Annotated in this window: 27 protein-coding genes; all 27 read right to left on the bottom strand. The window is 37.7% G+C overall.

All coding sequences use genetic code 11. The annotated features are described in order from the left end of the window. Position 1 precedes the first annotated feature (1 nt). Positions 2-1,069, bottom strand: a complete 1,068-nt coding sequence (gene ispG / locus BIV20_RS06865) for a flavodoxin-dependent (E)-4-hydroxy-3-methylbut-2-enyl-diphosphate synthase (protein WP_083655124.1) — start codon at positions 1,067-1,069, stop codon at positions 2-4. A gap of 9 nt (positions 1,070-1,078) precedes the next feature. Next, on the bottom strand, positions 1,079-2,113 hold the full coding sequence (gene rseP, locus BIV20_RS06860; RefSeq protein WP_075719411.1) for an RIP metalloprotease RseP: 1,035 nt from the start codon (positions 2,111-2,113) through the stop codon (positions 1,079-1,081). Position 2,114: 1 nt separating this feature from the next. Further along, on the bottom strand, positions 2,115-3,257 hold the full coding sequence (gene dxr / locus BIV20_RS06855) for a 1-deoxy-D-xylulose-5-phosphate reductoisomerase (RefSeq protein ID WP_075719409.1): 1,143 nt from the start codon (positions 3,255-3,257) through the stop codon (positions 2,115-2,117). 13 nt (positions 3,258-3,270) lie between these two features. Beyond that, entirely contained in the window at positions 3,271-4,071 is an 801-nt protein-coding gene (locus BIV20_RS06850; RefSeq protein ID WP_075719407.1) for a phosphatidate cytidylyltransferase, read from the bottom strand. 2 nt (positions 4,072-4,073) lie between these two features. Further along, positions 4,074-4,781, bottom strand: coding sequence for an isoprenyl transferase (locus BIV20_RS06845; protein ID WP_075719405.1), 708 nt, complete (start codon positions 4,779-4,781; stop codon positions 4,074-4,076). Between the two features lie 66 nt (positions 4,782-4,847). Next, the gene (gene frr, locus BIV20_RS06840; RefSeq protein WP_075719403.1) at positions 4,848-5,402 is read right to left on the bottom strand and encodes a ribosome recycling factor; all 555 of its coding nucleotides are present in this window, start codon (positions 5,400-5,402) and stop codon (positions 4,848-4,850) included. A 35-nt stretch (positions 5,403-5,437) separates the two neighbouring features. Continuing rightward, the gene (gene pyrH, locus BIV20_RS06835) at positions 5,438-6,133 is read right to left on the bottom strand and encodes a UMP kinase (protein WP_075719401.1); all 696 of its coding nucleotides are present in this window, start codon (positions 6,131-6,133) and stop codon (positions 5,438-5,440) included. A gap of 1 nt (position 6,134) precedes the next feature. Beyond that, positions 6,135-6,911, bottom strand: coding sequence for a polymer-forming cytoskeletal protein (locus BIV20_RS06830; RefSeq protein ID WP_075719399.1), 777 nt, complete (start codon positions 6,909-6,911; stop codon positions 6,135-6,137). Positions 6,912-6,934: 23 nt separating this feature from the next. Next, the gene (locus BIV20_RS06825; RefSeq protein WP_075719397.1) at positions 6,935-7,936 is read right to left on the bottom strand and encodes a polysaccharide deacetylase family protein; all 1,002 of its coding nucleotides are present in this window, start codon (positions 7,934-7,936) and stop codon (positions 6,935-6,937) included. A 179-nt stretch (positions 7,937-8,115) separates the two neighbouring features. Next, positions 8,116-9,048, bottom strand: coding sequence for a translation elongation factor Ts (gene tsf, locus BIV20_RS06820; RefSeq protein ID WP_075719395.1), 933 nt, complete (start codon positions 9,046-9,048; stop codon positions 8,116-8,118). A 91-nt stretch (positions 9,049-9,139) separates the two neighbouring features. Next, on the bottom strand, positions 9,140-9,877 hold the full coding sequence (gene rpsB / locus BIV20_RS06815) for a 30S ribosomal protein S2 (RefSeq protein WP_075719393.1): 738 nt from the start codon (positions 9,875-9,877) through the stop codon (positions 9,140-9,142). A gap of 143 nt (positions 9,878-10,020) precedes the next feature. Then, positions 10,021-10,569 (bottom strand): hypothetical protein, encoded by a 549-nt coding sequence (locus BIV20_RS06810; protein WP_075719391.1) that lies wholly within the window; start codon positions 10,567-10,569, stop codon positions 10,021-10,023. A gap of 4 nt (positions 10,570-10,573) precedes the next feature. Then, a complete protein-coding gene (locus BIV20_RS06805; RefSeq protein ID WP_075719389.1) occupies positions 10,574-11,260 on the bottom strand; it encodes a DUF6115 domain-containing protein in 687 nt (228 codons plus the stop codon). A 10-nt stretch (positions 11,261-11,270) separates the two neighbouring features. Beyond that, positions 11,271-11,582 carry a hypothetical protein gene (locus BIV20_RS06800; RefSeq protein WP_075719387.1) on the bottom strand — a complete coding sequence of 104 codons (312 nt, stop codon included), beginning with the start codon at positions 11,580-11,582 and terminating at the stop codon, positions 11,271-11,273. A gap of 14 nt (positions 11,583-11,596) precedes the next feature. Further along, positions 11,597-13,198 carry a DUF342 domain-containing protein gene (locus tag BIV20_RS06795; protein WP_075719385.1) on the bottom strand — a complete coding sequence of 534 codons (1,602 nt, stop codon included), beginning with the start codon at positions 13,196-13,198 and terminating at the stop codon, positions 11,597-11,599. 16 nt (positions 13,199-13,214) lie between these two features. Next, entirely contained in the window at positions 13,215-13,979 is a 765-nt protein-coding gene (locus BIV20_RS06790; RefSeq protein WP_075719383.1) for a FliA/WhiG family RNA polymerase sigma factor, read from the bottom strand. Between the two features lie 20 nt (positions 13,980-13,999). Continuing rightward, on the bottom strand, positions 14,000-14,269 hold the full coding sequence (locus BIV20_RS06785) for a hypothetical protein (protein ID WP_075719381.1): 270 nt from the start codon (positions 14,267-14,269) through the stop codon (positions 14,000-14,002). Positions 14,270-14,282: 13 nt separating this feature from the next. Beyond that, positions 14,283-14,765, bottom strand: coding sequence for a chemotaxis protein CheD (locus BIV20_RS06780; RefSeq protein WP_075719379.1), 483 nt, complete (start codon positions 14,763-14,765; stop codon positions 14,283-14,285). Between the two features lie 13 nt (positions 14,766-14,778). After that, complete coding sequence (locus BIV20_RS06775; RefSeq protein ID WP_075719377.1) at positions 14,779-15,399, bottom strand: chemotaxis protein CheC; 621 nt, start codon at positions 15,397-15,399, stop codon at positions 14,779-14,781. Between the two features lie 89 nt (positions 15,400-15,488). Next, positions 15,489-15,965 (bottom strand): chemotaxis protein CheW, encoded by a 477-nt coding sequence (locus tag BIV20_RS06770; RefSeq protein WP_075719375.1) that lies wholly within the window; start codon positions 15,963-15,965, stop codon positions 15,489-15,491. 13 nt (positions 15,966-15,978) lie between these two features. After that, positions 15,979-18,090: a chemotaxis protein CheA gene (locus BIV20_RS06765; protein WP_075719373.1), complete on the bottom strand. Its 2,112-nt coding sequence runs from the start codon at positions 18,088-18,090 to the stop codon at positions 15,979-15,981. Between the two features lies 1 nt (position 18,091). Beyond that, the gene (gene cheB / locus BIV20_RS06760) at positions 18,092-19,168 is read right to left on the bottom strand and encodes a chemotaxis-specific protein-glutamate methyltransferase CheB (protein ID WP_075719371.1); all 1,077 of its coding nucleotides are present in this window, start codon (positions 19,166-19,168) and stop codon (positions 18,092-18,094) included. Between the two features lie 4 nt (positions 19,169-19,172). Beyond that, on the bottom strand, positions 19,173-19,913 hold the full coding sequence (locus tag BIV20_RS06755; protein ID WP_075719369.1) for a flagellar brake protein: 741 nt from the start codon (positions 19,911-19,913) through the stop codon (positions 19,173-19,175). Positions 19,914-19,928: 15 nt separating this feature from the next. Then, the gene (locus tag BIV20_RS06750) at positions 19,929-20,807 is read right to left on the bottom strand and encodes a MinD/ParA family protein (RefSeq protein ID WP_075719367.1); all 879 of its coding nucleotides are present in this window, start codon (positions 20,805-20,807) and stop codon (positions 19,929-19,931) included. Between the two features lie 3 nt (positions 20,808-20,810). After that, entirely contained in the window at positions 20,811-22,067 is a 1,257-nt protein-coding gene (gene flhF / locus BIV20_RS06745) for a flagellar biosynthesis protein FlhF (RefSeq protein WP_075719365.1), read from the bottom strand. Continuing rightward, positions 22,064-24,100: a flagellar biosynthesis protein FlhA gene (gene flhA, locus BIV20_RS06740; RefSeq protein ID WP_075719363.1), complete on the bottom strand. Its 2,037-nt coding sequence runs from the start codon at positions 24,098-24,100 to the stop codon at positions 22,064-22,066. Before flhA ends, flhF begins: the two co-directional genes overlap by 4 nt. Before the next feature lie 28 nt (positions 24,101-24,128). Further along, positions 24,129-25,256 carry a flagellar biosynthesis protein FlhB gene (gene flhB / locus BIV20_RS06735; RefSeq protein ID WP_330554467.1) on the bottom strand — a complete coding sequence of 376 codons (1,128 nt, stop codon included), beginning with the start codon at positions 25,254-25,256 and terminating at the stop codon, positions 24,129-24,131. Position 25,257: the final 1 nt, after the last annotated feature.

Raw genomic sequence — 25,257 nt, 5'->3', positions numbered from 1 at the left:
TTTATTCACTCCAATGTAACAACTCGTATCTAAGAGCCTCTAACAACTCTTCTTCTTTTACTTTTTTATATACTTCTCCATGCTTAATAAGCAATCCTTCACCAATTCCACCTGCAATTCCAATATCGGCTTCTCTGGCTTCTCCTGGTCCATTTACCACACATCCCATGACCGCAACCTTTAAGTCCAATGGAATATCTGCCACCATATTTTCTACCTGATTTGCAAGACCAATTAAATCTATTTGGGTTCTTCCACAAGTCGGACAGGATACCACTTCAATTCCACCTTTGCGAAGTCCCAACGTTCTCAAAATAATCTTGGCAGACTTGATTTCTTCCAAAGGATCTCCTGTTAAGGATACTCTTATGGTATCACCGATTCCCTGTCCCAGAATCATTCCAAGTCCCATGGCAGATTTAATATTTCCGCTAGTAACAGTTCCGGACTCCGTAATCCCTACATGTAAGGGGTAATCTGTTTTATCGGCAATCAGTTCATGCGCTTTCACGCACATCAAAACATCGGACGATTTGATGCTAATCACCAAATTATCATAGCCCATATCCTCAATCATATGTACCTTGTCCAATGCACTTTCTACAATGCCTTCTGCTGTAACACCATTGTATTTTTCTACCAGATTCTTCTCCAAGGAACCACTATTTACTCCTACACGAATCGGAATATTACGTTCCTTCGCCACGTCAATAACAGCTTTTATCTTCTCTTTAGAACCAATATTTCCCGGATTAATGCGAATCTTATCCGCACCGTGCTCCATAGCTGCAATAGCAAGACGATAATCGAAATGAATATCTGCCACCAACGGAATCGTAATTCCCTTTTTAATCTCTTCTAATGCCTCTGCTGCCTCCATCGTAGGAACAGCACAACGGATAATGTCACATCCGGCGGAAGTGAGACGTTGAATCTGGTCTATGGTTCCTTTCACATCTTCTGTCTTTGTATTTGTCATAGACTGAATCAAAACAGGATTACCTGCACCGATTTTCTTATTACCAATCTGTATTTCTTTTGTTTTTTTTCTTACTATACTCGTTTCCATATGCTTCTCCTAAAGGATATTACGGATATCATTAAACATAACAAATACCATCAGTGCCATAAGCAACATCAGCCCCACAAAATGAACCATACCTTCCTTTTCCGGGTCCACACGCTTTCCACGAATTGCCTCAATAATTAGGAACACCAATCTTCCTCCATCTAAGGCTGGAATTGGGAGCAAATTCATAACACCAAGGTTTGCAGAAATAAAGATGCACATATTAAGCATACTCAAAAGTGCTAAATACAATCCACCGCTATCTTTACTTTGCTCATAAACATCACCAATATTTTTAACAAGACCTACCGGACCATTCAACTGATTTACACTGGCTTTTCCGCTTACTAGGTATTTCAAGCTATCTACAGTATAGTTTATCCAATATTTCACCTCATAAAAACTATGTGTAATGGTCTCTCCTGCACTTCCACGCTGTCTTGCTGAAGAACCGGTAAAACCATATAAATAACTACCAGACTCTTCATCCAGTTTAGGCGTTATTGTAACTTCCATTTGTTTTCCATCTCGCTCAAAAACTACCGTTGCTTCTTCGCCTGCATGAAAAAAAGAATACATACTTACTTCGCGGTAAAAATGAATTTTTCTCCCGTTAATTGATATAATTTCATCTCCTGCCTGCATTCCCGCCTCTTGTGCCGGATATCCATCTATTACATCAGTAAGCACTGGTTTATCAAATCCTACACAAATCATAATAATTAAGGCAAATACCCAAGCCATGATAAAATTAAAAATAGGGCCTGCTGCCACTACACTAATACGTGCCCAGACAGACTTATTGTTGAAAGCTCCTTCATCAGAGCTTTCTCCATCTTCCCCCTCCATCATACAAGCTCCACCAAAAGGCAACAGTTTTATGGAATACTTTGTCTCTCCTTTGGTAATCCCAAACAATGTTGGTCCCAATCCCAGACAAAATTCATTTACTCTGACACCGTTTTTCTTTGCTAAAAGAAAATGTCCCAATTCATGAAATAAAATAATGATACTGAATATTAAAATTGCAATTATAATTTTCACGTTACCACCTGCTCTCTATAAATGCATAAGTTTCTGCCTCTGTCGCCAGAATTTCCTCTACGTTAGGATGTTTTACGTATTTACTATTTTCCATACATGCATTTATGATTTCTGGTATTTCCAGAAATGATATTTTTCGATTCAAAAACAACGCTACGGCCCTTTCATTCGCTGCATTATATACAGTCGGAATATTTCCTCCCTGCTTCATTGCCTGAAAGGCAAGCTTAAGTCCTGTAAAAGTCTCTATATCCGGTTCTTCAAAAGTCAAATTTGACAATTGGTAAAAATCCAGTTTTTCTCCTGATAAATTTCTTCGATTCGGATAATAAAGAGCGTATTGTATTGGAAGACGCATATCCGGTGTTCCAAGCTGTGCAATTACTGCCCCATCTTCATATTCTACCATGGAATGTATCACACTCTGTGGGTGAACCACTACTTGAATCTGTTCTAATTCCACATTAAATAGCCATTTTGCCTCCATAACTTCCAATCCTTTGTTTACAAGGGTCGCCGAATCAATAGTAATCTTTCTTCCCATTGACCAATTTGGATGTTTTAAGGCATCTTCTACCTGAACATTTATAAGTTCTTCTCGCTTTTTGCCACGAAAAGGACCACCGGAAGCCGTTAATAGAATCTTATGAATTCTGTTATTTTTTTCTCCGTTTAAAGACTGAAAAATAGCACTATGCTCACTATCCACCGGTAAAATAGAAACTCCTTTTTCAGCTGCCAGCGGCATAATCAAATGTCCCGCTGTAACCAACGTTTCTTTATTTGCAAGAGCAATGTTCTTTCCCGCTTCAATTGCCGCTATAGTAGGACGTATTCCAAGCATTCCCACAATTGCCGTAACCAATATCTCTGCTTCCGGTACTACCGCGACCTCCAGAAGTCCTTCCATTCCATATACTACCTGCACTTCCATATCCCGCAGACTTTCCCGCAAAGCGCTGGCATCTTTTTCTTCCCAGACAGATACAAGTTTCGGCTGAAATTCCCGTACCTGCTGTTCCAGAAGACGAATATTTTTCCCGGCCGCCATCGCAACCACTTGAATATCGCCCTGTTCTCTAACTACCTCCAAAGTTTGCGTACCAATGGAACCAGTAGACCCTAATAACGCAATTTTCTTCATAACTAACCTCTGTTTATATTAAATACAATGCAAGATAATAAATAATCGGTGCCGTAAAAATCACACTGTCAAAGCGATCCAAGATTCCACCATGTCCCGGTATCAGTTTCCCATAATCTTTAATGTCATAATTACGTTTAATAGCAGATGCTGCCAAATCTCCTATCATAGAAATCAAAGCTCCTATCGCACTGATTCCTGCTAAGACAAAAATATATTCTGTAGACAATTCCATCTGTTTTTGAAAAACAAGTCCATATATTGCAGTAAGTAATGCTGCTCCCAGCACACCTCCTACAGCTCCTTCTACAGATTTCTTTGGACTTAACTCTGGTGCCATCTTATGCTTGCCAATTAGCATTCCCACACAATAGGCACAAGTATCACATCCCCAAGAACATAGGAAAATCAGCCATACAATATAAGTTCCCGCTGAAAGTTCTCTGGTCTGATAAATACAGGAAAGCATAACTGCAACATAAAAAATGCCTAAAAATCCTGCAAAAATCTGGTCTGCCTTATATTTCGGAAAAGAAAATACATATACTGTCATAAATACCACCAGAACTCCTAATACGAACATCATCATATCTGGTATGAAATTCCATAACAAATTAGCATAATATATAAGAACTGCTGCGTATCCCACTACTCCAACCAGAGTTTTTTCTATATAAAATACTCGATAAAGTTCAAATACTCCAATCAGTGAAATAATCGTAAGTCCTGCCAACAGCACGTTTCCTCCTGTAATAATCAAGGCAAGCGCTACCGCCACCAATACGATTCCACTTAATAAACGTGTTTTAAACAAGGTTATTCCTCCTTTATCCCACCATAGCGTCTGTCTCTACTATTATAGTCTTCAATGGCTTTTACTAATTCCTCTTTTGTAAAATCCGGCCATGGCACATTGGTAAAATATAATTCCGTATATGCCAGCTGCCACAACAGATAATTAGATATCCTTTGTTCTCCACTGGTACGGATTAACAAATCCGGATCCGGTATATCAGCCGTATCCAGATAACTCTGAAACTTTGTTTCATTTAGTTCATTCAAAGAAAATTTATCTTCTTTATAGTCCTGAAGCATCTTTCTCATGCCACGAAGCATCTCGTCTCTACTTCCGTAATTAATTGCAATCTGAAAATTTAATCCATCATGATCTTTGGAAGATTCCTCTAACCGCGCAATACTTTCTTGAATATCCTCGTCCAGACCTGTCTTATCACCAATAATACGGACTCTCATATGATTCTTCTCTGCTGTCTTAACACAGTTCTTCATATAATTACGCAAAAGCTTCATCAACGCATCTACTTCTTCCCTTGGTCTGCTCCAATTCTCTGTAGAAAAAGCATATACCGTCAAATATTTCACGCCTAAATTCCACGCTTCTCGACAAATTGTTTCCACATTCTTTGCTCCCTGCGTATGTCCAAAATTTCGTGGCATTCCATGTTGCTTTGCCCATCGTCCATTTCCATCCAAAATAATTGCTATATGCTGTGGAACATTCATTTTTCCACCTCCTATATCCCTATGATTTCAAAAAGGACACGAACTAACGTCATGTCCCCTGAAACCTTATACGGTAAGAATTTCTTTTGACTTCTCTTCTACCGCTTTGTCTACTTTGACAATATACTTATCTGTCAACTTCTGTACTTCGTCTTCTAACTGCTTCACTTCATCTTCTGAAACTTCATTTGATTTTCCAAGTTTCTTCAATGCATCATTTGCATCTCTTCGAATATTACGAACAGCTACTTTAGCATTTTCGCCTTTTTTCTTAACATCCTTCGCCAATTCTTTTCTACGTTCCTCTGTTAACTCAGGGAATACAAGACGAATCACTTTTCCATCATTTGTTGGATTAATTCCCAAATCAGATCCCATAATCGCTTTTTCAATCTCACGTACCATGCTTGCTTCCCATGGTTGAATCTGTATCATACGAGGCTCCGGAACAGAAACATTAGCTACTTGCTGAATTCCTGTTGGTGTTCCATAATAGTCCACTTTAATTTTATCCAGTACATGAGGGTTCGCACGTCCTGCACGGATAGAACCGAACTCCTCTAATAAGTTTTGAAGTGATTTCTGCATCTTATTATCATACTGCTGTAATCTTTCATCCATAAAAAAATCCTCCAAAGATTATATTGATATTCTGTTTAAACGGTAACCTTTGTTCCTGAGAACTGACCGTTCATTGCTTTTACAATACTGTTCTCTTCATTCAGTCCGAATACATACATCGGCATTTTATTTTCCATACACATAATTGAAGCCGTCAAATCTACTACCGCAAGCTTCTTATCAATTACTTCTTGAATAGACACTTCATCATATTTTACTGCATTTGGATTCACCTTTGGATCACTGTCATAAACGCCATCAATTGCCTTTGCTAACAGAATCCCTTCTGCCTCAATCTCTATTGCACGCAAAACAGTAGCTGTATCTGTTGAAAAATACGGATGTCCCGTACCACCTGCAAAAAAGCATACCATTCCTCTTGCAAAATACTTATTCGCTCTATCCTTAGAAAATAATTTTGTAAAAGAACCACATTCAAACGGTGTTAATACCTGTGTCTTCATTCCAATAGAACGGAATATTTCAGACACATAAATACAATTCATAACTGTTGCCAGCATCCCTATCTGGTCTGCTTTTGTTCTATCAATAGTTTCACTGGTTCTTCCTCTCCAGAAATTTCCTCCACCGATAACAATACCAACCTCTGTCCCTGCATCCACAAGTTGCTTTACCTGCTTTGCTACTACAGTTACTGTAGCCTCATCAAAACCAGTATGTTTCTCACCAGCTAAGGCTTCACCACTCAACTTTAATAATATTCTTTTCATTCTATAAACCCTTCTTTTCATCGAAAAGGCTGTTTACATCTACATCTGCATAGCACTGAGAACAGAAACCTTCAATAACTGCACCATTATTAATCTGTACAGAACGAGACTTAATATTTCCCATAACAACTGCAGAGGTATCTACAACAACAGGTCCCTGCACATCAATATCACCTTTAATAGCACCTGCAATTACTGCACTAGTAGCAGAAATATTACCAATCACAACAGAACCAAGACCAATTTTTACAGTTCCTGTTGTAGTAATTTCTCCTTCAACCTTTGCCGCATCTGCGAAAAATTCAGCTGCATCGGAATTACCCTTAATACTTCCTGTAACAGTCATCTTTCCATTACAACGAACATTTCCCTCAATCTTTCCTCTTAATTCGAAAGAACCTGTAGATTCTAAATTACCTGTCAGAGATGTTCCCTCTGTAATAATAGTCACTTCATCAGACACTTCCTTTTGCATTGTTTCATTATTCACAGTCTTTTCCTCCTGTTTGAGTTCTTCTTTTTCAGCCTTTGCTGCTTCTTCTTTCTGATTCTTCTCAATTACATTTTCTAATGTTTCTTCCGGCTCTTCTACCTTTTCAAAAAGTCCTTCTAATTTTTGAAGTTCAGACTTTACATCAACTTCCTGCTCTAATGTATTTACAACCTCATCTGGCTGTTCCTGTCCTTCTTTCTTTTCTTCTTCCTTTAATTCCTCTCCTGGCATCAATTCATTTACTGCCTGTGAAAGATCATCCTTAAAATCCTTAAAAAAACTCATATATGTACCTCCATATTTTTATTTTAGTTTACGCTGTCAGCTGGTATATGCTGAATCGGCTTTGTATTTTCATCAATAGGCAACAACTCAACGCCCATTGTCTGTAACTGGTCTATCATAGGACCAAGTGCATCCACAGTAGTCCCTTTTGTAGCAGCATCGTGCATTAACACAATAGATGTGTCATACTTTTCCACATCTGTTATAACATTCTGCACCAATTCATCAGCTGTATATGCCTGACTGGTAGCATCTCCACTTGCAACATTCCAATCATAATAGGTAATACCTTCTTGATTCAGATAATGAATAAACTCTGTCATATCTGTATTGCTCACCTGATTACTACTTCCTCCCGGAAAACGTATAATATCCGGTTCCTCGCCAGTTATCTCTGCTAGATAACTGCGTAGATGATTTACATCCTCTTCAAACGCCTCAAGAGAATCATAAATCACACTATATTTATGAGAAAATGAATGCATTCCCAAAGTGTGCCCTTCCGCAACAATTCTCTGATAAAGAGCTCTCGACTCTTCATCTTCCTTGCCAATCACAAAAAAAGTTGCCTTTACATTCTTTTCTTTCAAAATATCCAAAATTTTTGCTGTATTCTCACTTGGTCCATCATCAAAAGTAAGATATACTTTCTGCGTCTGTCCCTCTACCTTTTGGTTTTCCATATCCATCTGGTTCTGTACATTCACTGCATCTGTATTATCATTTCCTATTATCTCCGAACCATCTTCCTGCGGTACTGATGCATCTACCTGTGGTTCCTCATCCGGCAATGAAGCGCCCTTAGTATCTTTACCTTCCGCTATCTGTTCTACCGAAATCATTGACTCCGCTATCTTGTCCACTTTATGTTCCAACGAAAATAACTTTATCAGTAAAACTACTATCAATATCATCGACAACAAAACCCACAGTGCCAATGTCATTACGATAGTGCTCTTCATCCGATTAATCCGTCTACGGCGCAAACGCTGTTCACGCAATCCACTACTTGTTTTATCTTCCATGTATTACCCTCCCAAGATATTGTAACACATTTTTCTTAAAACGCATTAAAAAAATGCGAAAAAATATGTACTATTTCTTTTTGTTTTTTTCGAAATATTCTGAAAATTCAATTGGAAGAGATACTGCAAAAAGAGACATCTTGATATACTTCAAGATGTCCCTTTTATTTTACCATTTACTATTTTAACTGTGCTGCAACCTCTGCTGCGAAATCTTCTTCTTTCTTTTCGATTCCTTCTCCGGTTTCGAAACGAACAAATCTCTTAACGCTTACTGGAGCGCCTGCTTCTTTAGATACCTGCTCTAAATATTTTCCAACAGTTTGCTTTCCATCTTCTGCTTTTACGTATACCTGATCTAACAAACAAATTTCTTTAAATTCTTTATTTAAACGACCCTTAATCATACCATCAATTACCTTTTCTGGCTTCTGAGATTCTTTTGGATCATTCATAATCTGTGCTCGAAGAATTTCTTCTTCATGTTTCTTATATTCATCACTAATTTCATTTTCAGAAACATATTTTGGATTTAAAGCAGCAATCTGCATTGCGATATTAGCCAATGCTTCTTTTACGTTATCGTTAACAGCTGTAGTTTCTGCCTCAACAACAACACCAATTCTTCCGCCACCATGTACGTAAGAAACAACACATCCATTTTCTGCAACAACTTTTTCAAATCTTCTAATTGTAAGATTTTCACCAATTACTGCTACCTTTTCTACTAATGCATCTTTTACAGTTTTGCTGTTATCTGCATTCCAGGTTTCTGCCATAAATGCATCAATATCTGCAGCATTAGAATTTACTGCCTGTTCAGCCACTGAGTTTACAAATTCCTGGAATGTTGCATTTTTAGCAACGAAGTCTGTCTCAGAGTTAACCTCTACAACTGCTGCTGTCTTATCATCCTTCATAACTACAGCGCAAAGACCTTCTGCTGCGATTCTTCCAGCTTTTTTCTCTGCCTTTGCCTGTCCATTCTTTCTTAAAAATTCAACTGCGGCTTCCATATCTCCATTTGTTTCATTTAAAGCCTTTTTGCAGTCCATCATTCCTGCGCCGGTTGCTTCTCTTAATTCTTTTACCATTGCTGCTGTAATAGCCATTTCAATTCCCTCCATGTAATAATTCCATTCTTATAGTTGAGGACAGGCAAAACTGTCTGTCCTCTTATCATTCTAAATCTGATATTACAGATTATGCTTCTTCTGCAACTTCTTCCTCTTCTACATAAGCTTCATCTGTTTCAATCGTTCCCTGATTTGCTTCGATAACAGCATCTGCCATTTTAGCAACGATTAATTTTACCGCACGAATAGCATCATCATTACCTGGGATTACATAATCCAATTCTTCTGGATCACAGTTTGTATCACAAATACCAATCAATGGAATTCCTAAAGTATGTGCTTCCTGTACACAGATTCTTTCTTTCTTAGGATCTACAATAAAGATAGCATCTGGAATCTTCTTCATATCCTTAATTCCACCAAGGTTTTTCTCTAACTTTTCCCATTCTTTCTTTAATGCGATTACTTCTTTCTTCGGTAATACATCAAATGTTCCGTCTTCTGCCATTGTCTCAATTGCTTTTAATCTTGCAATACGACTCTGAATAGTCTTGAAGTTGGTAAGCATACCTCCTAACCATCTTTCATTTACATAGAACATTCCACAACGCTCTGCCTCTGCCTTAATAGCATCCTGTGCCTGCTTCTTAGTTCCTACAAAAAGAATTGTACCGCCTTCTGCTGCGATATCGGAAACTGCCTTATAAGCTTCATCTACTTTTCCTACAGATTTCTGTAAGTCAATGATATAAATACCATTTCTCTCTGTGTAGATGTATGGAGCCATTTTAGGATTCCATCTTCTTGTCTGATGTCCAAAATGAACACCTGCCTCTAATAACTGTTTCATTGAAATAACGCCCATTTTTCTTACCTCCATTGGTTAAATTCTTCCATATGCTTCCTCTCAAAAAGCTACCGATAGGGCACCGGCTCTTTGATCCACATATGTGTTTTTTGATTATTTGCCTCAAAGATTATATCACAGGAAATACTTCCTGACAATACCTATTGTGGTTTTTCCCCTAAAATTTTAATAATTTCATCCTGATTTGCTCCTAAAGGAATCTGATGAACTCCCACCATAATATTCTGATCTTGTCCCGAATCCATCAAGTACTTATTAAAAGCAACCGCATCCGGAATCAATCCGGCTTCAAACAACTTCTGACTTACTACATCCGAATACTCTCCCGGAAGCACTTCAATTGTCTTTATTTCCGGCTCTGATGTCGGCTGCTCTACTGGCGTCTCAGGTACAACTTGTTCTTCATTTTCCACCTGTGGAATTTGACTTTCCTGATTATTTTCTTCTGTATCTTGTGCTTGATTTTTTTGACTATCTTCTTCTGCACCTTCGGATTTCTCCGATTCTTCTGGTTCTTCTATCTCTGTTTCTTGTTCATCTGCCATGACCATTCCGAGAAGTCTAGCTCTTTCTATAATCTCATCCTCTGTCAGCCTTTCTTTCCCTTTTCCAGATAAAGCAATTCCCATAATAATAGCTGTGCAGATAATTCCAACACCTAGTCCCCGTAAATAATATTTCAACTTCATAGTATTACATATCTTCCTCTCTGAACAATCCTATTATCAGTTTAACCTCACCAACACCCATATTAAGTTCCCGTGCAATCTCAACAGCTTCCATTCCATCTTTATGCATCTGAAGAATCTGCTGCTTTTGATTTTTTTCCTTTTCCTGCTGTTCTGTTTTTTCTTCCAACTCTTCTATAATTTTTGCAGTTTCCTCTGACGGTTCCGTTGGCTTTATGGGATGTTCTAAAAATTCTTGTGATTTTTCTATGGTCTGCTCAATATTTTCCTGCAGTTCTTCTAAATGAATTGCCAATTGTGCAATTTTTCCTGCATATGCCGTTAATTCTGAATGTTTATCATTCAACATACTGTACAAAAACATAACCTCATTATGGGTTTTGTTAATAGATTCCAGCACTGTGTCAGAATATTCATTAATTGCTTTTATCTTTTCATTGGTTTCCTTATCCAGAGCACGTTCCACCTGTTCTGTAGATTGTTCTATTGATTCTTCAATCACACCGTCAATTTTATCATTTATTTTTTGTTCAGCATCCTTCATACTTCGTTCCATAATACGCTGTATCTCCGCCGAACTCAATTCTGCCATCTTATTTACTTCACTATTAGAAAGCTTCTCCATTACAAAGAAACTGGCAATCATCATGATAACGCCTATTACGATTAAAACAATCTCTATTGCTGTCATAAACTTCTACCTATATCTTGATATCAAATCCGCTACTGGCAGACTTTACTATCACCTTTCCATCTTTCTTTTTTTCCTTCTTTTTCTTCTGCTGCCCCACATACTCGTTGCTACCTTTTTCCTTGGCATCATAACGTTTCTGCTGATTTCCAGCATCATCTGCATGGGTAACCTGTTTCATATGATGCACCGTTTCTTTACTAAACTGGGTTTGAATATTCTGTTGCTCCAGAAATGGTTTATTATCCTCATTCTGTTTCAGCGTACTAACATCCTGCGTTCTTTGAATCATCCCATTAAAATCAATCGGCCTAATTGACATCTAATCAACTCCTTTTATAGCGGCTTCACTACAATCTCACCCTGTTCTCTCACAAATTTTGAATAGGATATAGTGCCCTTAACATTATAGCTGACATCAGATATCGCAATGGAAACTCCTTGATATACGCTTCCATTTACTTTTACTTTTGCACCGGTTTCCAATTGAATCTGCTCATGAATTCCAATAAATTCTTCCCGGATTTTTGCAAGTTCTTCCTGCTTCTCCTTATATTTCTTAGCAACTGATTGGACTTGAACTACCGTTTCCGGATTGATTTTTTCCTTTTTGGCTACTCGTTCGCTATAGTTTACAAGAATCGGTTTCCATTTTTCCATTTCTTTGCCAATATCCAAAATCTGCTTATGCAAAGAATTATACCGCTCCTTCATCTCTGGGTCAACACCCACTTCAACCCGTGTTATAGTTCCCATATCTGATCCAATAATCTGCGCTTCCACCAAACTGGCGGCACGAATAACTCCACCTGTTACAAAGCCTTTTTTTCCACTTACGCGTACTTCATTTGCCGCTGACACCTGACTATGTAAAATGGATCCCGCTTCAATAAATCCACCGGATACAACCGTTGCATTTTCAATGAACTTGGTAATAATATTTCCTTTGGCCTCTACCTTTCCTTTATTCATTCCATGGATTCCACGTTTTACAATAATCTGTCCACCGGCTGACAATATCGCTCCTTCGACCACACCATCTATTATAATATCACCTTTTGCTTTTACAGAAAATCCACTTTTCACATTTCCCTTTATGGACACATTTCCATTATAGGTGATATCACCAGTTGTATTATCTACATCAGCCGGCACTTCGTATACATCAGATACAAATACCTTACCTTGCACTAAACTGGCATGACCTGTCACCTGCGAATAAATTTCTGTTTTGTCCTCAGAAATAGTAATATTATTTCCAAATTCCAATTTTAAGTTTTTCTCCTGCCTTGCTGGAATTGCTACTCCAAATACATCTTGCCCCGGTTGCCCTTTTACCGCTTCATGAAGTTTTGCCAGAAGTTGTCCCTCTTCTACCCTACTAATGGTATTCAGTTCATGATAATCTACCGTACCATCTTCATTCTTTTTAGGCTTTAAATTCGGATTCGTATTGAAAAAATACTCAATTTTTGCATCTGTTCCATTTACTGGCGGAACTCCTTTTGCAAGAATATAATTGGTACAATATTTTCTCTCTTCTAAAAACTTTTTTATCTCATCATCGTCAATTCCAACCACTATTTTTTGCATTTTCAAATCGCCGATAATATCTTCCATCGTTAACAGTTTACCATTATTAGATGGCGGATAAAAGCGACAAAATGCCAACATCTTATCACTAGAAACATTTACTTCCATCATTTCATTTTCATAAAGCCCATTCCACTCACCTATATAGACTTCTTCTGATTCCTGCATAGTATTTACTGCTCGATTTACTTCTTTCAAATCGTATTTATTATAATTTTTCCTATCCAGATAAGCAATTACTTCTTTGATATCTACAGATTTTCCACCTTCTTTTGGCGAATATACTATAAGGGAAACTCCTTCATCCCTCATATTCAGTTTAAAATATCCATTTCTACTTCCCATAATTACCCTCCCTGCTTTAATCTGTTAATATCTCCATATAAGGTCCCATAATCTTCTTCATTTTCGTTAATGCCTTTGTGTGAAGTTGTGAAATACGAGATTCTGATACTTCAAGAATATTACTAATCTCTTTTAGGGTAAGATTTTCATAATAATACAACGTAATTACTTTACGTTCTTTTTCTGTTAATACCTCAAGTGACTGTGTCAATACCTTTTTCAATTCTTCTTCGGCAATAGCATCCTCCGGTTGAGCGAAGTGCGAATTACCTCTTGCATCCATAACTGGTTCTAGGCCCTGGTCCACATACTCGTTTAAAGAAACCAGATTCGTCACCTTTAATTGAGATTGCCAACTAGTTAATTCTTCTTCACTTACCCCCAACTCTCTGGCAATTTCTTCATCCTGTGCATTTCTTCCTGTTTCCGTTTCTATTTTCCTTATTGCCTCATCAATTTTCTTCTGCTTCTGTCTCACAGTCCTCGGAATCCAATCCATTTTTCGTATTTGATCCAAAATAGAACCGCGTATTCTAAGGCTTGCATAAGTTTCAAATTTCACTTCTTTATTTATGTCAAATTTATCAATTGCATCAATCAGTCCGAAAATTCCGTAACCCACCAGATCATCATATTCCACATTGTAACCTAGATACATACTCAACCGTCCAGCAACAATTTTTACCAACGGTGCATATTCTATGATAATCTGTTCTCTAAGTTCTGCTGACGGATTCTTAAAAAACTCTTCCCATAATTTTTCTCTTTCTGCTGCTTTCATCCAAAACCCCCAAGTTCAGGTTATTCTTCTGCCTGTATTTCTTCTGTCTCTTCTGCAGACTCTTCCTTTTCTTCAGCCTCTGTCTCCGACCCGGCCTCTTCTTCTACCTCTTCCTTGAAGTTCTTGTCCAAAATCACTTTTACAATACAGCCCAATATGTAAAACACAATCAACACAATAATCAGTATTTTTAAGAACTGTGCTGTTTCCATGTGACTTAAAATCGCGGCAATACTAGTCACCAATCCTGCAATCAGCATAATAATTGCAGGCACTTGTTTTGTCTTCATATGCCATCATCCTTTAAATTGATTTTACTGTTTTTCCTACTGACTTAATACGAAATTCTCCTGTTTCCGTATACAACTCTACAGTTCGTCCATAATTTAAGCCAGTATCCTCCGCCTTCAGCGGAATTCCCAATTGCTTTAATTTTTCTTTGGAAGCCAATGCATTTCTTTCTCCAACATTTCCAATAGCGGAAAGACCACTTACTTCAAACATCTTGGCTCCACCAGCTATTTTGGCAACTAATCTACTCTTATTAGCTCCCGCTGCTACCATTCTATTTACCAATTCTTCAATTCCTGTATCAGCAAATTTTGCAATATTGGTATTATTTCTCATCTGTGTACTATCCGGAAGCATGATATGTGCAAGCCCTCCGATTTTGGTCACAGGATCATACAGGGCTATCCCAATACATGACCCAAGACCCAGCGTTGTAATCATATCTGGTGACTTACATATATTTAAGTCCGCCATTCCCACCTTGATTGTAGCCATATACCTACACTCCTTATATTTGAATTCCCAAGGATGTCAATATTTTATCGTAAGAATCAATATCAGGTAATAAAATGAAAAATCCCTGAATTTTTACATCATCACCAAATTCTGTCTCAATTAAAAGTGCATTATCTCCAAACTGCCCAAACTGAATTGCCGGTACACTTAAAATTGCTCCTGCCATATCAATTGCCAGATATGGAACCGAAGATGTAATACACATATTCGTCATAGAAGACAATGCAGACAAATAGGAACCTGAAATAATATTTCCTATTTCCTTCAATGCAGATAAATCCATTTCGTTGAATTCTTCATTGTAATCATCCGGTCTTCCCATAAGACGATTTACAAGATAATGTGCCGAATCCATCTTCAGTAAGAACATCATACTTCCACTAATATCACTTTCTACTTCCAGATAAATCCCTGCAATAGTCTCTTCTTCTGCTGAAATTGCCGCCGGAAGCTCCTGGAAATTCAAAAGTTCAACCTTGGGCACGTCCATGTCCACTCTTAAATTAAGCATATTGGATATCGCAGTAGTTGCGTTTCCTGCTCCAATATTTCCAATTTCCCTTAATACGTCAACATACATATCATTGACTTGATTTAAATCAAACTTAGCCATAGCTTCTCCATTCCCTATTTTATTGTGAACAGGCTGTTGCTAACGTCTTAACGCTTCTGCAACAGCCGTTCATTCTTCCAAAAGCCTATTTATGCATTTTCTTTTTCCTCAATAATTGCATTGATATCAAAAAGAGAAATCAATTCCTCTCCATGTTTTCCAACACCATTGATAAAAGTATCCTTTGCACCTGCTCCTGAACATGAATTAGAACTTGCAACCTTATCAATTTCCTCTTCCCCTAGAGTTACAACTTCTTTCACCTCATCCACAATGATTCCAAATGTTCCCATCTCTTCAATTTTTAAGATAATAATTCTGGTCGCATCTGTAATCTCATCCGGCTCCAATTCCATTTTCGTGCGAATACTCATAACCGGAACAATTTCTCCACGCAAATTAATGATTCCCTTAAAATAGCATTGAGCCTTTGGTACTCTAGTAATCTTCTGCATACGCACAATATTATCCACATAACTGATATCAATTCCATATTGTTCACTACCGATTTTCACCACAATAAACTGTTTTCTATCATTTTCTAATATTGCCACATTATTTGCCATATTCCGTCACCCCCTATAACAACACATTTGCATCCAAGATTAATGCTACTTCACCATCTCCAAGGATAGTTGCGCCACTAATAATCTTAGTATTATTAATGTATTTTCCAATAGATTTGATAACAATTTCCTGCTGACCCATTAAGTTATCTACCACAAGACCGGCGAATTTTTCGCCCTTCTTAACAATAACAACGGTCAGGCTTTCTTTTTCTTCCTCTGTCGGTTCCATATCTAATACTTTTTCCAAACGAATCAAAGGAATGACAGAACCACGAATATGAATTACTTCTTTTGCCTGTACATACTTAATCTCACTTACCGGAATATCTTCTATGGTCTGAATAGAACCTAATGCAATTGCATATTTTTCATCATGTACTTCTACCATCAATGCCTGAATAATTGCCAGTGTTAATGGTAATCTTACAATAAATTTAGTTCCTTCTCCCATGACACTCTTTACTTCTACATCTCCGCCCAGTGCTTCAATATTAGACTTAACTACATCAAGTCCTACTCCACGACCGGAAATATCCGTAATCTGTTTTGCCATGGAGAAACTTGGCATAAACAAGAAGTCAATTATTTCTTTCTGGCTCAGTGCCTCCGCCTGTTCCGGTGTGACAAGACCACGTTCAATTGCCTTTTCTTTCACGCGTTCTGTATCAATACCGTTACCATCATCACTTACTTCGATAATAACGTTATTTCCTTCCTGGAACGCATTTAAACATATTGTACCTTTTTCTGGCTTTCCTCTTTTTCGACGCGTCTCTCCACTCTCTAAACCATGGTCAGCAGAATTACGAAGCAGATGCTGTAATGGATCTCCAATCTGGTCTACAACAGTTCTATCCAATTCCGTATCTTCACCGGTCATAATCAGTTCCATTTCTTTATTTAACTTCTTAGATAAATCACGAATCATACGCGGGAACTTGTTTACAACACTCTCAATTGGCACCATTCGAACTTTCATAACAGATTCATGCAAATTAGTTGTAATTCTTTCCAGATATTCAATTTGTTCATGGAAAGTCTGACTCTGCAAACTACTTCCTTCTGTGCTACTAATAGACACTAATGAATTCTTTGCAATAATCAACTCACTGACCTGATTCATCAATGCATCCAATTTTTCAATATCCACACGGACGGTGCGGTTGGTAACCGGCTTTCCTGCCGCCTGTTTCTTAGTTGTTGCTGCCTTAGTCTGAGTTTTTGCAGGTGCTGTTTTTTCTGCCGGTGCGGCTACTGCTACAGGTGCTGTTTTTTCTGTCTCCACCTCAGCAGTTTCCTTCTTTTCTGCTACTGCTACCAAATCCTTATAATTCACTTTTTCGCCCACAACTTCTGCAATTTCAGAAACAGCCTTAGAAACTTCCATAATTTTTTCTAACGGAGCTTCTGTCTCTAAGAAGAAACTGAAATCATTTTCAAACTTTTCATCCTCAATATCTTGAGAACTTGGATAATACACTAAAATATTTCCGTAGTCTTCTACAGCCTTGAAAACCAAAAATGCTCGAGCAGCCTTTAACAAGCATTCCTCTTGAATATATACAGTAATTCCATATACATTCATTCCTCTTTCTTCTGCACTCTTAATAGAATCTTTTTCTTTTTCAGATAATTCTACACTAAAATACCGTTTCTCGTATTCGTCGTTCTTTGCTTCTTCTTTCTTTTCTTCCTGCTGAGGTGCAGCTGCTGTTTTTTCTTCTGATACATTTCCGGTTTCTGCTGCCAAAATATCATTCAGTTCCTGAATGATTGCCTCATTGTCTTCGGTTCCTTCATCAGAACTCTCTTTTACGTTCTCCAAGTATGCATCAATCGCATCCAAGCATTGGAATAATACATCTACCAGTCCACTGGTAACTTTCATATTACCACTGCGCACTTCCTGGAATACATTTTCCATATCATGGGTCAAATGTTGCATACGTTTGAATCCCATAGTTCCTGCCATTCCTTTCAAGGAGTGTGCAGCACGGAAAATCTCATTAATGGTATCCATGTTCTCTGGATCTTTTTCCAGACTCATAATGCAATCTGATAAATTCTGTAAATGTTCGTTTGTTTCATCAATAAAAATTTCAAGATATTGGCTTACATCCATACTAACGTACCCCCACATTCTTAATAATTGTTGGTGCTACTTCCGTTAATGGAACTACTTCATCTACAACACCTGCATCTGCAATTGCTTTTGGCATACCATATACAACACAAGTCTGAGCATTTTGAGCGATTACATGTAAAGGTTTTTTTTCTCTTAAAGAAAGAATTCCTTTTGTCCCGTCTGCTCCCATTCCTGTCAAAACCACACAAACAATTTTGTCAAAATCGCTTGTCCGTAAAGATTCATAGGTTACGTTTGCACACGGCCTTAGTCCGCCAATTGCCGGCTCATCATTCAAATGAATCTTGTGTTCGCCACCTCCGGTCTTTACTATCTCCATGTGCTTACCGCCTGGTGCAACGTAAACCCACCCTTTTCTCAGTATATCTCCTTCTTCTGCTTCTTTTACGGAAATTTCACTGATTTCATTCAGACGTTCTGCCATGGACTTTGTAAATCCCTTTGGCATATGCTGTACAAGAACCATAGGTGCATCCATGTTCTTCGGAAGATATGGAATTACACTCTGCAATGCCTTTGGTCCTCCTGTAGAGCACGCCAACGCAACCAATTTTTTCCCAGCTGTCCTCGCTGTTTTGGCAACTGAAACAGCCTTAGAAACTATAGGTTTTGCGGATGGTTTTGGAGTTGTTTCAAAAAATCGTTCCGCATTTCCACTCTTCAGTACTGCCTGCAAAACACTTAATAGCTTTCTTTTGAAATCTTCGCCCTTTGCCTCTATGATGTTATATGGTTTTGCAACAAAATCAACTGCCCCGCGTTCCATAGCCAACATGGTTACTTCTGCCTCTGCGGTTGTAGTGGTACTTACCATAATAACGGTAGCGCTAATATGCTCTTGTTGCAATTTCTCTAGTAATTCCAGGCCATCCATCCTCGGCATATTTACATCTAAGACAACTGCATCATACTTTGTTGTCTTTAGCTTCTCATATGCCTCTAGACCATCTCTACATACATCAGTTGCCTGAAATGTACTATCTGTATTGATTATATCACATATAACCCTTCTCATGAGTGCAGAGTCATCAACAACTAAAATATTCTTCTTCATACTATCATCCTTTTTGCCTGTTTTTGCGCTCCTGCTCGAAAATATATTTAATAATTGTTTCTCGTTTCTTTTGATTTTTCATTAAAAACTGTATCCGATATTCGTATTTTCCCTGTCCTGCATCCCCTTGTATTTTATTACAAGAAAGTACTCTTCCGGCAACTTCCAATAATTGATTTACCTCAATGCTTCTAAGGAAAATGCTAATTAATAGATATTCACCTTTTTTTCCCTCTTCCTCTGCCACAAAACGGATTCCACCACCACTTAAATCTACTGCAATTCCCTGACGCATTTCCGCTTCCGGTGACATTTCTTTGTGACTTTTTTTCAGCTCCTCAATATTTTCTATCCTTGCCTCATCTTCTGTAATCTTACAGTAATCTATATCCATAGCACATTCAAATCGAAAATATTCCCTGCGCTGAAATTTCTCCATTGGACTTTTAGGCTCCATCAGAAGCATATATAACCCCGCTACTTTATAGCGTTCTTTTACCTGCGCTACACATCGATAAAGTCCATTTGCAGTATAAAAAATACACTCATAACGAACCCCTGCAGAAAGTAATACCATTTTTCCCGCGTACATAGGCATCGATATTTCTAACAATCCGTTCTTTTTTATATCCTGCACGCTACTCTTATATACCTTTGCCATAATTCCTTCGGATCTTTCCTGGTCTACCTGCTGTAATACCCGAATATCAATTTTGTTACCTACACGAATAAGATTGAAACTCATTTTGCACCTCTATTCTTATTTTCTTCTGCTAATTAAGCTGGAAAACCACTGTGCAATTCCCCGTTTCATCTGGAATTGACTTTCTTTTTCTTCCAATAAATATTCTGTCAATGCCTCAAATGCTCTGGACACTCTTGCTTCTGGATAAGAAATAGTAACTGGTTTTTGCTGTCTTACTGCCTTTTCCAACATACTATCCTGTGGAAGCATTCCTAAGTATTCCAAGCTTCCATCCAAGAATTGTCCTACTACTGTATTCAATTTTTCAAATACAGCTCTTCCTTCTTCTACTGATGTTACACGATTGGAAACCACTTTGATTTTCTTCTTTTCCCACTGAAATTCTGAATTTCGATATAACGCTTTCAGTAGAGAATAGGAATCTGTCAAAGAACTTGGTTCTGGCGTAGTAACTAAAACAATCTCAGGACTTGCAAGTACAAATTCCAAAACGCTATCAGATATTCCAGCTCCGGTATCTATAATGATTACATCTGCCATCTGATCCAACTCTTTCATATTGCTAATCAGATACTCAATCTGTTCTCGCGTTAGATTATTCACCCCCGCTATACCGGAACCACCAGATATAAATCCAATTTCCATCGGTCCTAATGATATAATATCACGAATACTCTTTCCACGGTAGATTAAATCGCTAAAATTATATTTTGGAATTGCGCCAAACATAACTTCTACATTTGCCAGTCCAAAATCTGCATCAATAATAATAACTTTCTTCCCTGATTTCCGTATTTGAACCGCCAAATTTACCGCTACATTTGATTTTCCCACTCCCCCTTTTCCACTAGTAACAGTAATCACTCTTGCATTTGAAACAATCTGTTGATTTTTCTGTTTTACTATATTTCTTAACTGTTCTGCCTGATCCATAAATTATTTTCCTCCAAGCAGAATCTTTACATTTTTCTGCATATTGAAAACTTCTATATCCTCCGGTACATTCTGCCCACATGTTACATAAGATAAATCAGCTCCGGTATACAGTTTCATATTTAAAATATTTCCGTAACAGCTAGTCTCATCCAACTTTGTAAATATCAATTTAAACTCGAACTCTGCCTTGTATGCATCTACAATTTCTTTCAAGTCACGATACTTTGTGGTAGCACTCAATACTAGATATATTTCTTTTTCATATTCCTCTGACACACCTGATATCAGATTTTTAATATCATTCCTCTGTTCTTCATTCTTATGAGAGAGCCCTGCTGTATCCACCAATACTAAATCATAGTCTTTCCATTCCTGTAAGGTATCGTTCAATTCTTCAGCAGAATATATCACCTTAATAGGAGTATCCAAAATATTTGCGTATGTACGAAGTTGCTCTGCCGCAGCAATACGATATGTATCGGCTGTCAATAATGCTACTTTTTTTCCCTTTTCTACCTTAAATCTGGATGCAATCTTTGCAATTGTTGTTGTCTTCCCAACTCCAGTAGGGCCTACAAAAAATACCAGTTTCGGCTTACTTTCAGTTAATTCAATCGGTTGTGGCTGACCAAATTTCAAAATCATCTTCTGATAAATGCTAGAGAGCATATGATCCACACTAGAACCATTCTTTCTCACTGTCTCTACTTCATCCATAATCTGATTTACATATTTTTCATCTACTTCATTTTCTAATAGAATGCTGTAAATCATCTTCATAAATTTAAATCCTTCGTCCTCCGGAACTTCTTGCGGTTCTTCTTCCTTGGTTTCTTCCGGAGCCAACTTCTTTTCCAGAAAATTCTGAAGACTTTCTAATTTTTCCTCCAGATTATTTTCTACAGCTATTTCCTTTTTGCTTTCATTTTTCATTTTTTCTTCCAAGGAAGCCCACATATTTTCTACAGCTACAGAATCATTCTTCTTCGTTTCTTCCGGTTTTGGAATCTGAATGTCCTCATCCGCAGAAATATCTATTTTGCCCGGCTTAGGTATCTCCGGTGTTTTTATAGCAACTGCTCTCTCATTTTCTTCTACTGCCGCAGTAACTTCATATGTACTATTTTTAAATGCTTTAAAAAATCCTTTGGGCTTCACTTCTTTTACATTCATAATAACTGTCCCTGCCCCAAATTCCTGTTTTGCCTTTAAAGTGGCTTCTTCTTCTGTTTTTCCTTGGAATTTCTTTATTGTCATGAAAGGCTCACCATCCCTACTGATTGTAATTCAATATTAGACTCTACCTCATTGTAGGAAACAACAATCAAGTCTTTAAAATAATCTTCTGTCAACTTTTTAAAATACATTCGCACAATCGGCGACGTAATAATAATGGCATTTTTGCCAAGATTCTCTAATTTTGCAATTTCTGTTTCCAGAGAAGCCATAATTGCCTTCGTCTTTTCCGGGTCCAAAGTCAAATATGCCCCCTGTTCTGTCTGCTTTACAGAGGCCATAATTTCCTGTTCTACCTTTGGATCTAAAGTTACTACACTAGTAACTTCATTTGCAGGAAAGTACTTGCTGGAAATAGCACGTTTCAGACTCTGTCTTACATACTCTGTTAACACATCAACATCTCTGGTAGTTGCAGCATGATCAGAAAGTGTTTCCAGAATTGTGAGTAAATCACGAATGGAAATCCCTTCTCTCAAAAGATTCTGCAGTACCTTCTGAATTTCACCAATTCCAAGCAATTTCGGTATCAACTCATCCACTAATACCGGATTGCTTTCTTTTACGTTATTAATTAGATTCTGTACATCCTGTTTTGTCAACAATTCGTCCACGTGACTTCTGATTACCTCTGTCAAATGTGTTGCAATAATAGAAGGTGGGTCTACTACCGTATATCCAAGGCTCTCCGCACGTTCTCTCTGACTTTCTGTAATCCACAGCGCTGGCAAATGGAAAGAAGGTTCAAAGGTTGGGATACCGGATATTTCTTCTTCTACAAACCCCGGATTCATTGCCATGTAATGGTCAAACAAAATCTCGCCTTCCGTTACTTGAATTCCTTTTATTTTAATAATATACTGATTTGGATTCAGCTGAATGTTATCGCGCAAACGAATAATCGGCACAACCATACCAAGTTCTAAAGCAATCTGACGTCGTATCATTACAACACGATCCAGTAAATCCCCTCCCTGACTGACATCTGCCAACGGAATAATACCATAACCAAATTCTAATTCAATCGGATCTACCTGTAACAAAGATACCACATTTTCAGGCTTACGAATCTCTTCCGCCTGGGTTTCTGCCGTATCCACTTCTTCTTCAATAGCTTCAATACCAATGCTATTTTCTACACTTCTACCAGTTATAATAAATGCTGTTCCTAAAGCAATAAACAATTTCCAATCCAAAGGTGTGGTAATTCCTAAAAAAATCAAAACTCCACCCACAATATACAATACTTTTGGAATTCCGAATAACTGTTTTACTAATATCTGACTAAAGTCAGCTTCCTTAGATGCCTTTGTTACTAAAATACCGGTTGCCAGAGAAATTAATAAAGATGGAATCTGACTGGATAATCCATCACCAATAGTAAGAATACCAAACTGGCTTATCGCATCTCCAAAGGCAAGTCCCTGATTTATTATTCCCATGGCTGTACCACCAACCAGGTTAATAAATGTAATAATAAGACCTGCCATTGCATCTCCTTTTACATATTTGGTAGCACCATCCATGGCTCCAAAAAAGCTAGACTCCTGCTGAATCTTATCACGACGTTCTCTTGCCTGTTTTTCACTAATAATACCAGTATTCAAATCTGCATCAATCGCCATCTGTTTACCTGGCATTGCATCCAACGTAAATCTGGCCGTTACTTCTGCAACACGTTCGGAACCTTTATTAATTACTACGAACTGAATAATCAATAAGATAACAAATATGATTGCACCAATAATTAAATCATTTCCACCAACAAATTCTCCGAAAGTTCGAACTACATTTCCTGGATTTCCTGTATTTAAAATCAAACGTGTAGAAGAAACGTTTAAGGAAATTCTAAAAATAGTAGTAAATAATAACAGTGTCGGGAAAAATGACATATCTAGCACTTCTTTTACAAATAACGCATTCATTAGTATTACCAAAGCAACTGCGATATTAAAAGCCAGCATGATATCCAATAAAATAGAAGGAATGGGAACAATAAAGAAAATAACGGCTGCCAATATGTATAATGCCACTCCCAAATCTGCCTTTTTCATGCTATTTCCTCCTCTGTTTCTTTATTAATTATTTATTCTTCAAACTGTATACAAAAGCTAATACTTCTGCTACTGCCTGATATAACTCTGGCGGAACCTCTGCACCAACCTCCACGTTAGCGTATAACATTCTCGCCAAAGGCTTGTTTTCTACAATCTCAATATTATTTTCTCTTGCTATCTCACGAATTTTCATCGCCAGATAATCTTCTCCCTTTGCAATAACCACTGGTGCAGAATTCTTATCTGCATCATATTTAATTGCAACTGACAAATGAGTCGGGTTGGTGATGACCACATCTGCAGTAGGAAGGTTCTGCATCATACGCCTCTGTGATGCTTCACGCATCTTAGAACGTTGGCGCCCCTTTATTTCAGGATTTCCTTCTGTATTCTTATACTCATCTTTTACTTCCTGCTTGGTCATCTTCATATCTTCTTTAAATTTGTGTTTCTGATAAAACCAGTCCGCAATACCAACCACTAGATAAACCAACGAAATTTTAAATCCTGCATCTATCACAATGCTTCCAACTAGGATGATAACTTGCATCAACGGTATATCATACAACAAAAACAACTCATTCTGATGCCCTTTAATAGCGGTATAAGCTACATATGCAATCAATGCTATTTTAGCAATTGATTTCACCAATTCAAAGAGGGAATCCTTGGAAAATATTCTCTTAAATCCACTTAATGGATTTATCTTGCTTGCCTTCGGCCGCATAGGCTTAGTTGTAATTTTCCATCCTACCTGGAAAATATTAATCAAGATACAGACCAAAACACCTACTACAAATACCGGTGCCACAATCTTTAAAATGACAAGCATTACATTATTGACTACTGTTGTGGCAGAAAAAATAGACATTCCTCCTGCACTGTCATTTATAATATCCGGCATCTTTTTATAGATAACCGGGAACATGCTTATGAGATTTTCCCCAATATAAGAAATAAATATTTTCAACACCAGAAATAAAGCAATCAAATCAACGGCAGCACTCAATTCTTTACTTTTGGCCACCTGCCCTTCTTCTCTGGCGTCCCTTAACTTCTTAGCAGTAGCTGGTTCGGTCTTTTCTCCACCTTCCCCATCTTTTGCAAACCACTGAAGATTATACTCCAAGAAAAAATACTTTTCTTCTTCCACG

Source organism: Roseburia sp. 499 (genome assembly GCF_001940225.2).
In the GTDB taxonomy this organism is placed as follows: Bacteria; Bacillota; Clostridia; order Lachnospirales; family Lachnospiraceae; genus Petralouisia.
Note: the sequence above shows the minus strand (reverse complement) of the source record. Positions and strands in the feature narration are given on the sequence as shown.

Excerpts from the sequence above, each read along its gene's own strand:
- ispG (WP_083655124.1), bottom strand. The coding sequence starts at position 1,069 with ATGGAAACGAGTATAGTAAGAAAAAAAACAAAAGAAATACAGATTGGT.
- dxr (WP_075719409.1), bottom strand. The coding sequence starts at position 3,257 with ATGAAGAAAATTGCGTTATTAGGGTCTACTGGTTCCATTGGTACGCAA.
- BIV20_RS06845 (WP_075719405.1), bottom strand. The coding sequence starts at position 4,781 with ATGAATGTTCCACAGCATATAGCAATTATTTTGGATGGAAATGGACGA.
- frr (WP_075719403.1), bottom strand. The coding sequence starts at position 5,402 with ATGGATGAAAGATTACAGCAGTATGATAATAAGATGCAGAAATCACTT.
- pyrH (WP_075719401.1), bottom strand. The coding sequence starts at position 6,133 with ATGAAAAGAATATTATTAAAGTTGAGTGGTGAAGCCTTAGCTGGTGAG.
- BIV20_RS06830 (WP_075719399.1), bottom strand. The coding sequence starts at position 6,911 with ATGAGTTTTTTTAAGGATTTTAAGGATGATCTTTCACAGGCAGTAAAT.
- BIV20_RS06825 (WP_075719397.1), bottom strand. The coding sequence starts at position 7,936 with ATGGAAGATAAAACAAGTAGTGGATTGCGTGAACAGCGTTTGCGCCGT.
- tsf (WP_075719395.1), bottom strand. The coding sequence starts at position 9,048 with ATGGCTATTACAGCAGCAATGGTAAAAGAATTAAGAGAAGCAACCGGC.
- rpsB (WP_075719393.1), bottom strand. The coding sequence starts at position 9,877 with ATGGGCGTTATTTCAATGAAACAGTTATTAGAGGCAGGTGTTCATTTT.
- BIV20_RS06810 (WP_075719391.1), bottom strand. The coding sequence starts at position 10,569 with ATGAAGTTGAAATATTATTTACGGGGACTAGGTGTTGGAATTATCTGC.
- BIV20_RS06805 (WP_075719389.1), bottom strand. The coding sequence starts at position 11,260 with ATGACAGCAATAGAGATTGTTTTAATCGTAATAGGCGTTATCATGATG.
- BIV20_RS06800 (WP_075719387.1), bottom strand. The coding sequence starts at position 11,582 with ATGTCAATTAGGCCGATTGATTTTAATGGGATGATTCAAAGAACGCAG.
- BIV20_RS06795 (WP_075719385.1), bottom strand. The coding sequence starts at position 13,198 with ATGGGAAGTAGAAATGGATATTTTAAACTGAATATGAGGGATGAAGGA.
- BIV20_RS06790 (WP_075719383.1), bottom strand. The coding sequence starts at position 13,979 with ATGAAAGCAGCAGAAAGAGAAAAATTATGGGAAGAGTTTTTTAAGAAT.
- BIV20_RS06785 (WP_075719381.1), bottom strand. The coding sequence starts at position 14,269 with ATGAAGACAAAACAAGTGCCTGCAATTATTATGCTGATTGCAGGATTG.
- BIV20_RS06780 (WP_075719379.1), bottom strand. The coding sequence starts at position 14,765 with ATGGCTACAATCAAGGTGGGAATGGCGGACTTAAATATATGTAAGTCA.
- BIV20_RS06775 (WP_075719377.1), bottom strand. The coding sequence starts at position 15,399 with ATGGCTAAGTTTGATTTAAATCAAGTCAATGATATGTATGTTGACGTA.
- BIV20_RS06770 (WP_075719375.1), bottom strand. The coding sequence starts at position 15,965 with ATGGCAAATAATGTGGCAATATTAGAAAATGATAGAAAACAGTTTATT.
- BIV20_RS06765 (WP_075719373.1), bottom strand. The coding sequence starts at position 18,090 with ATGGATGTAAGCCAATATCTTGAAATTTTTATTGATGAAACAAACGAA.
- cheB (WP_075719371.1), bottom strand. The coding sequence starts at position 19,168 with ATGAAGAAGAATATTTTAGTTGTTGATGACTCTGCACTCATGAGAAGG.
- BIV20_RS06755 (WP_075719369.1), bottom strand. The coding sequence starts at position 19,913 with ATGAGTTTCAATCTTATTCGTGTAGGTAACAAAATTGATATTCGGGTA.
- BIV20_RS06750 (WP_075719367.1), bottom strand. The coding sequence starts at position 20,807 with ATGGATCAGGCAGAACAGTTAAGAAATATAGTAAAACAGAAAAATCAA.
- flhF (WP_075719365.1), bottom strand. The coding sequence starts at position 22,067 with ATGACAATAAAGAAATTCCAAGGAAAAACAGAAGAAGAAGCCACTTTA.
- flhA (WP_075719363.1), bottom strand. The coding sequence starts at position 24,100 with ATGAAAAAGGCAGATTTGGGAGTGGCATTATACATATTGGCAGCCGTT.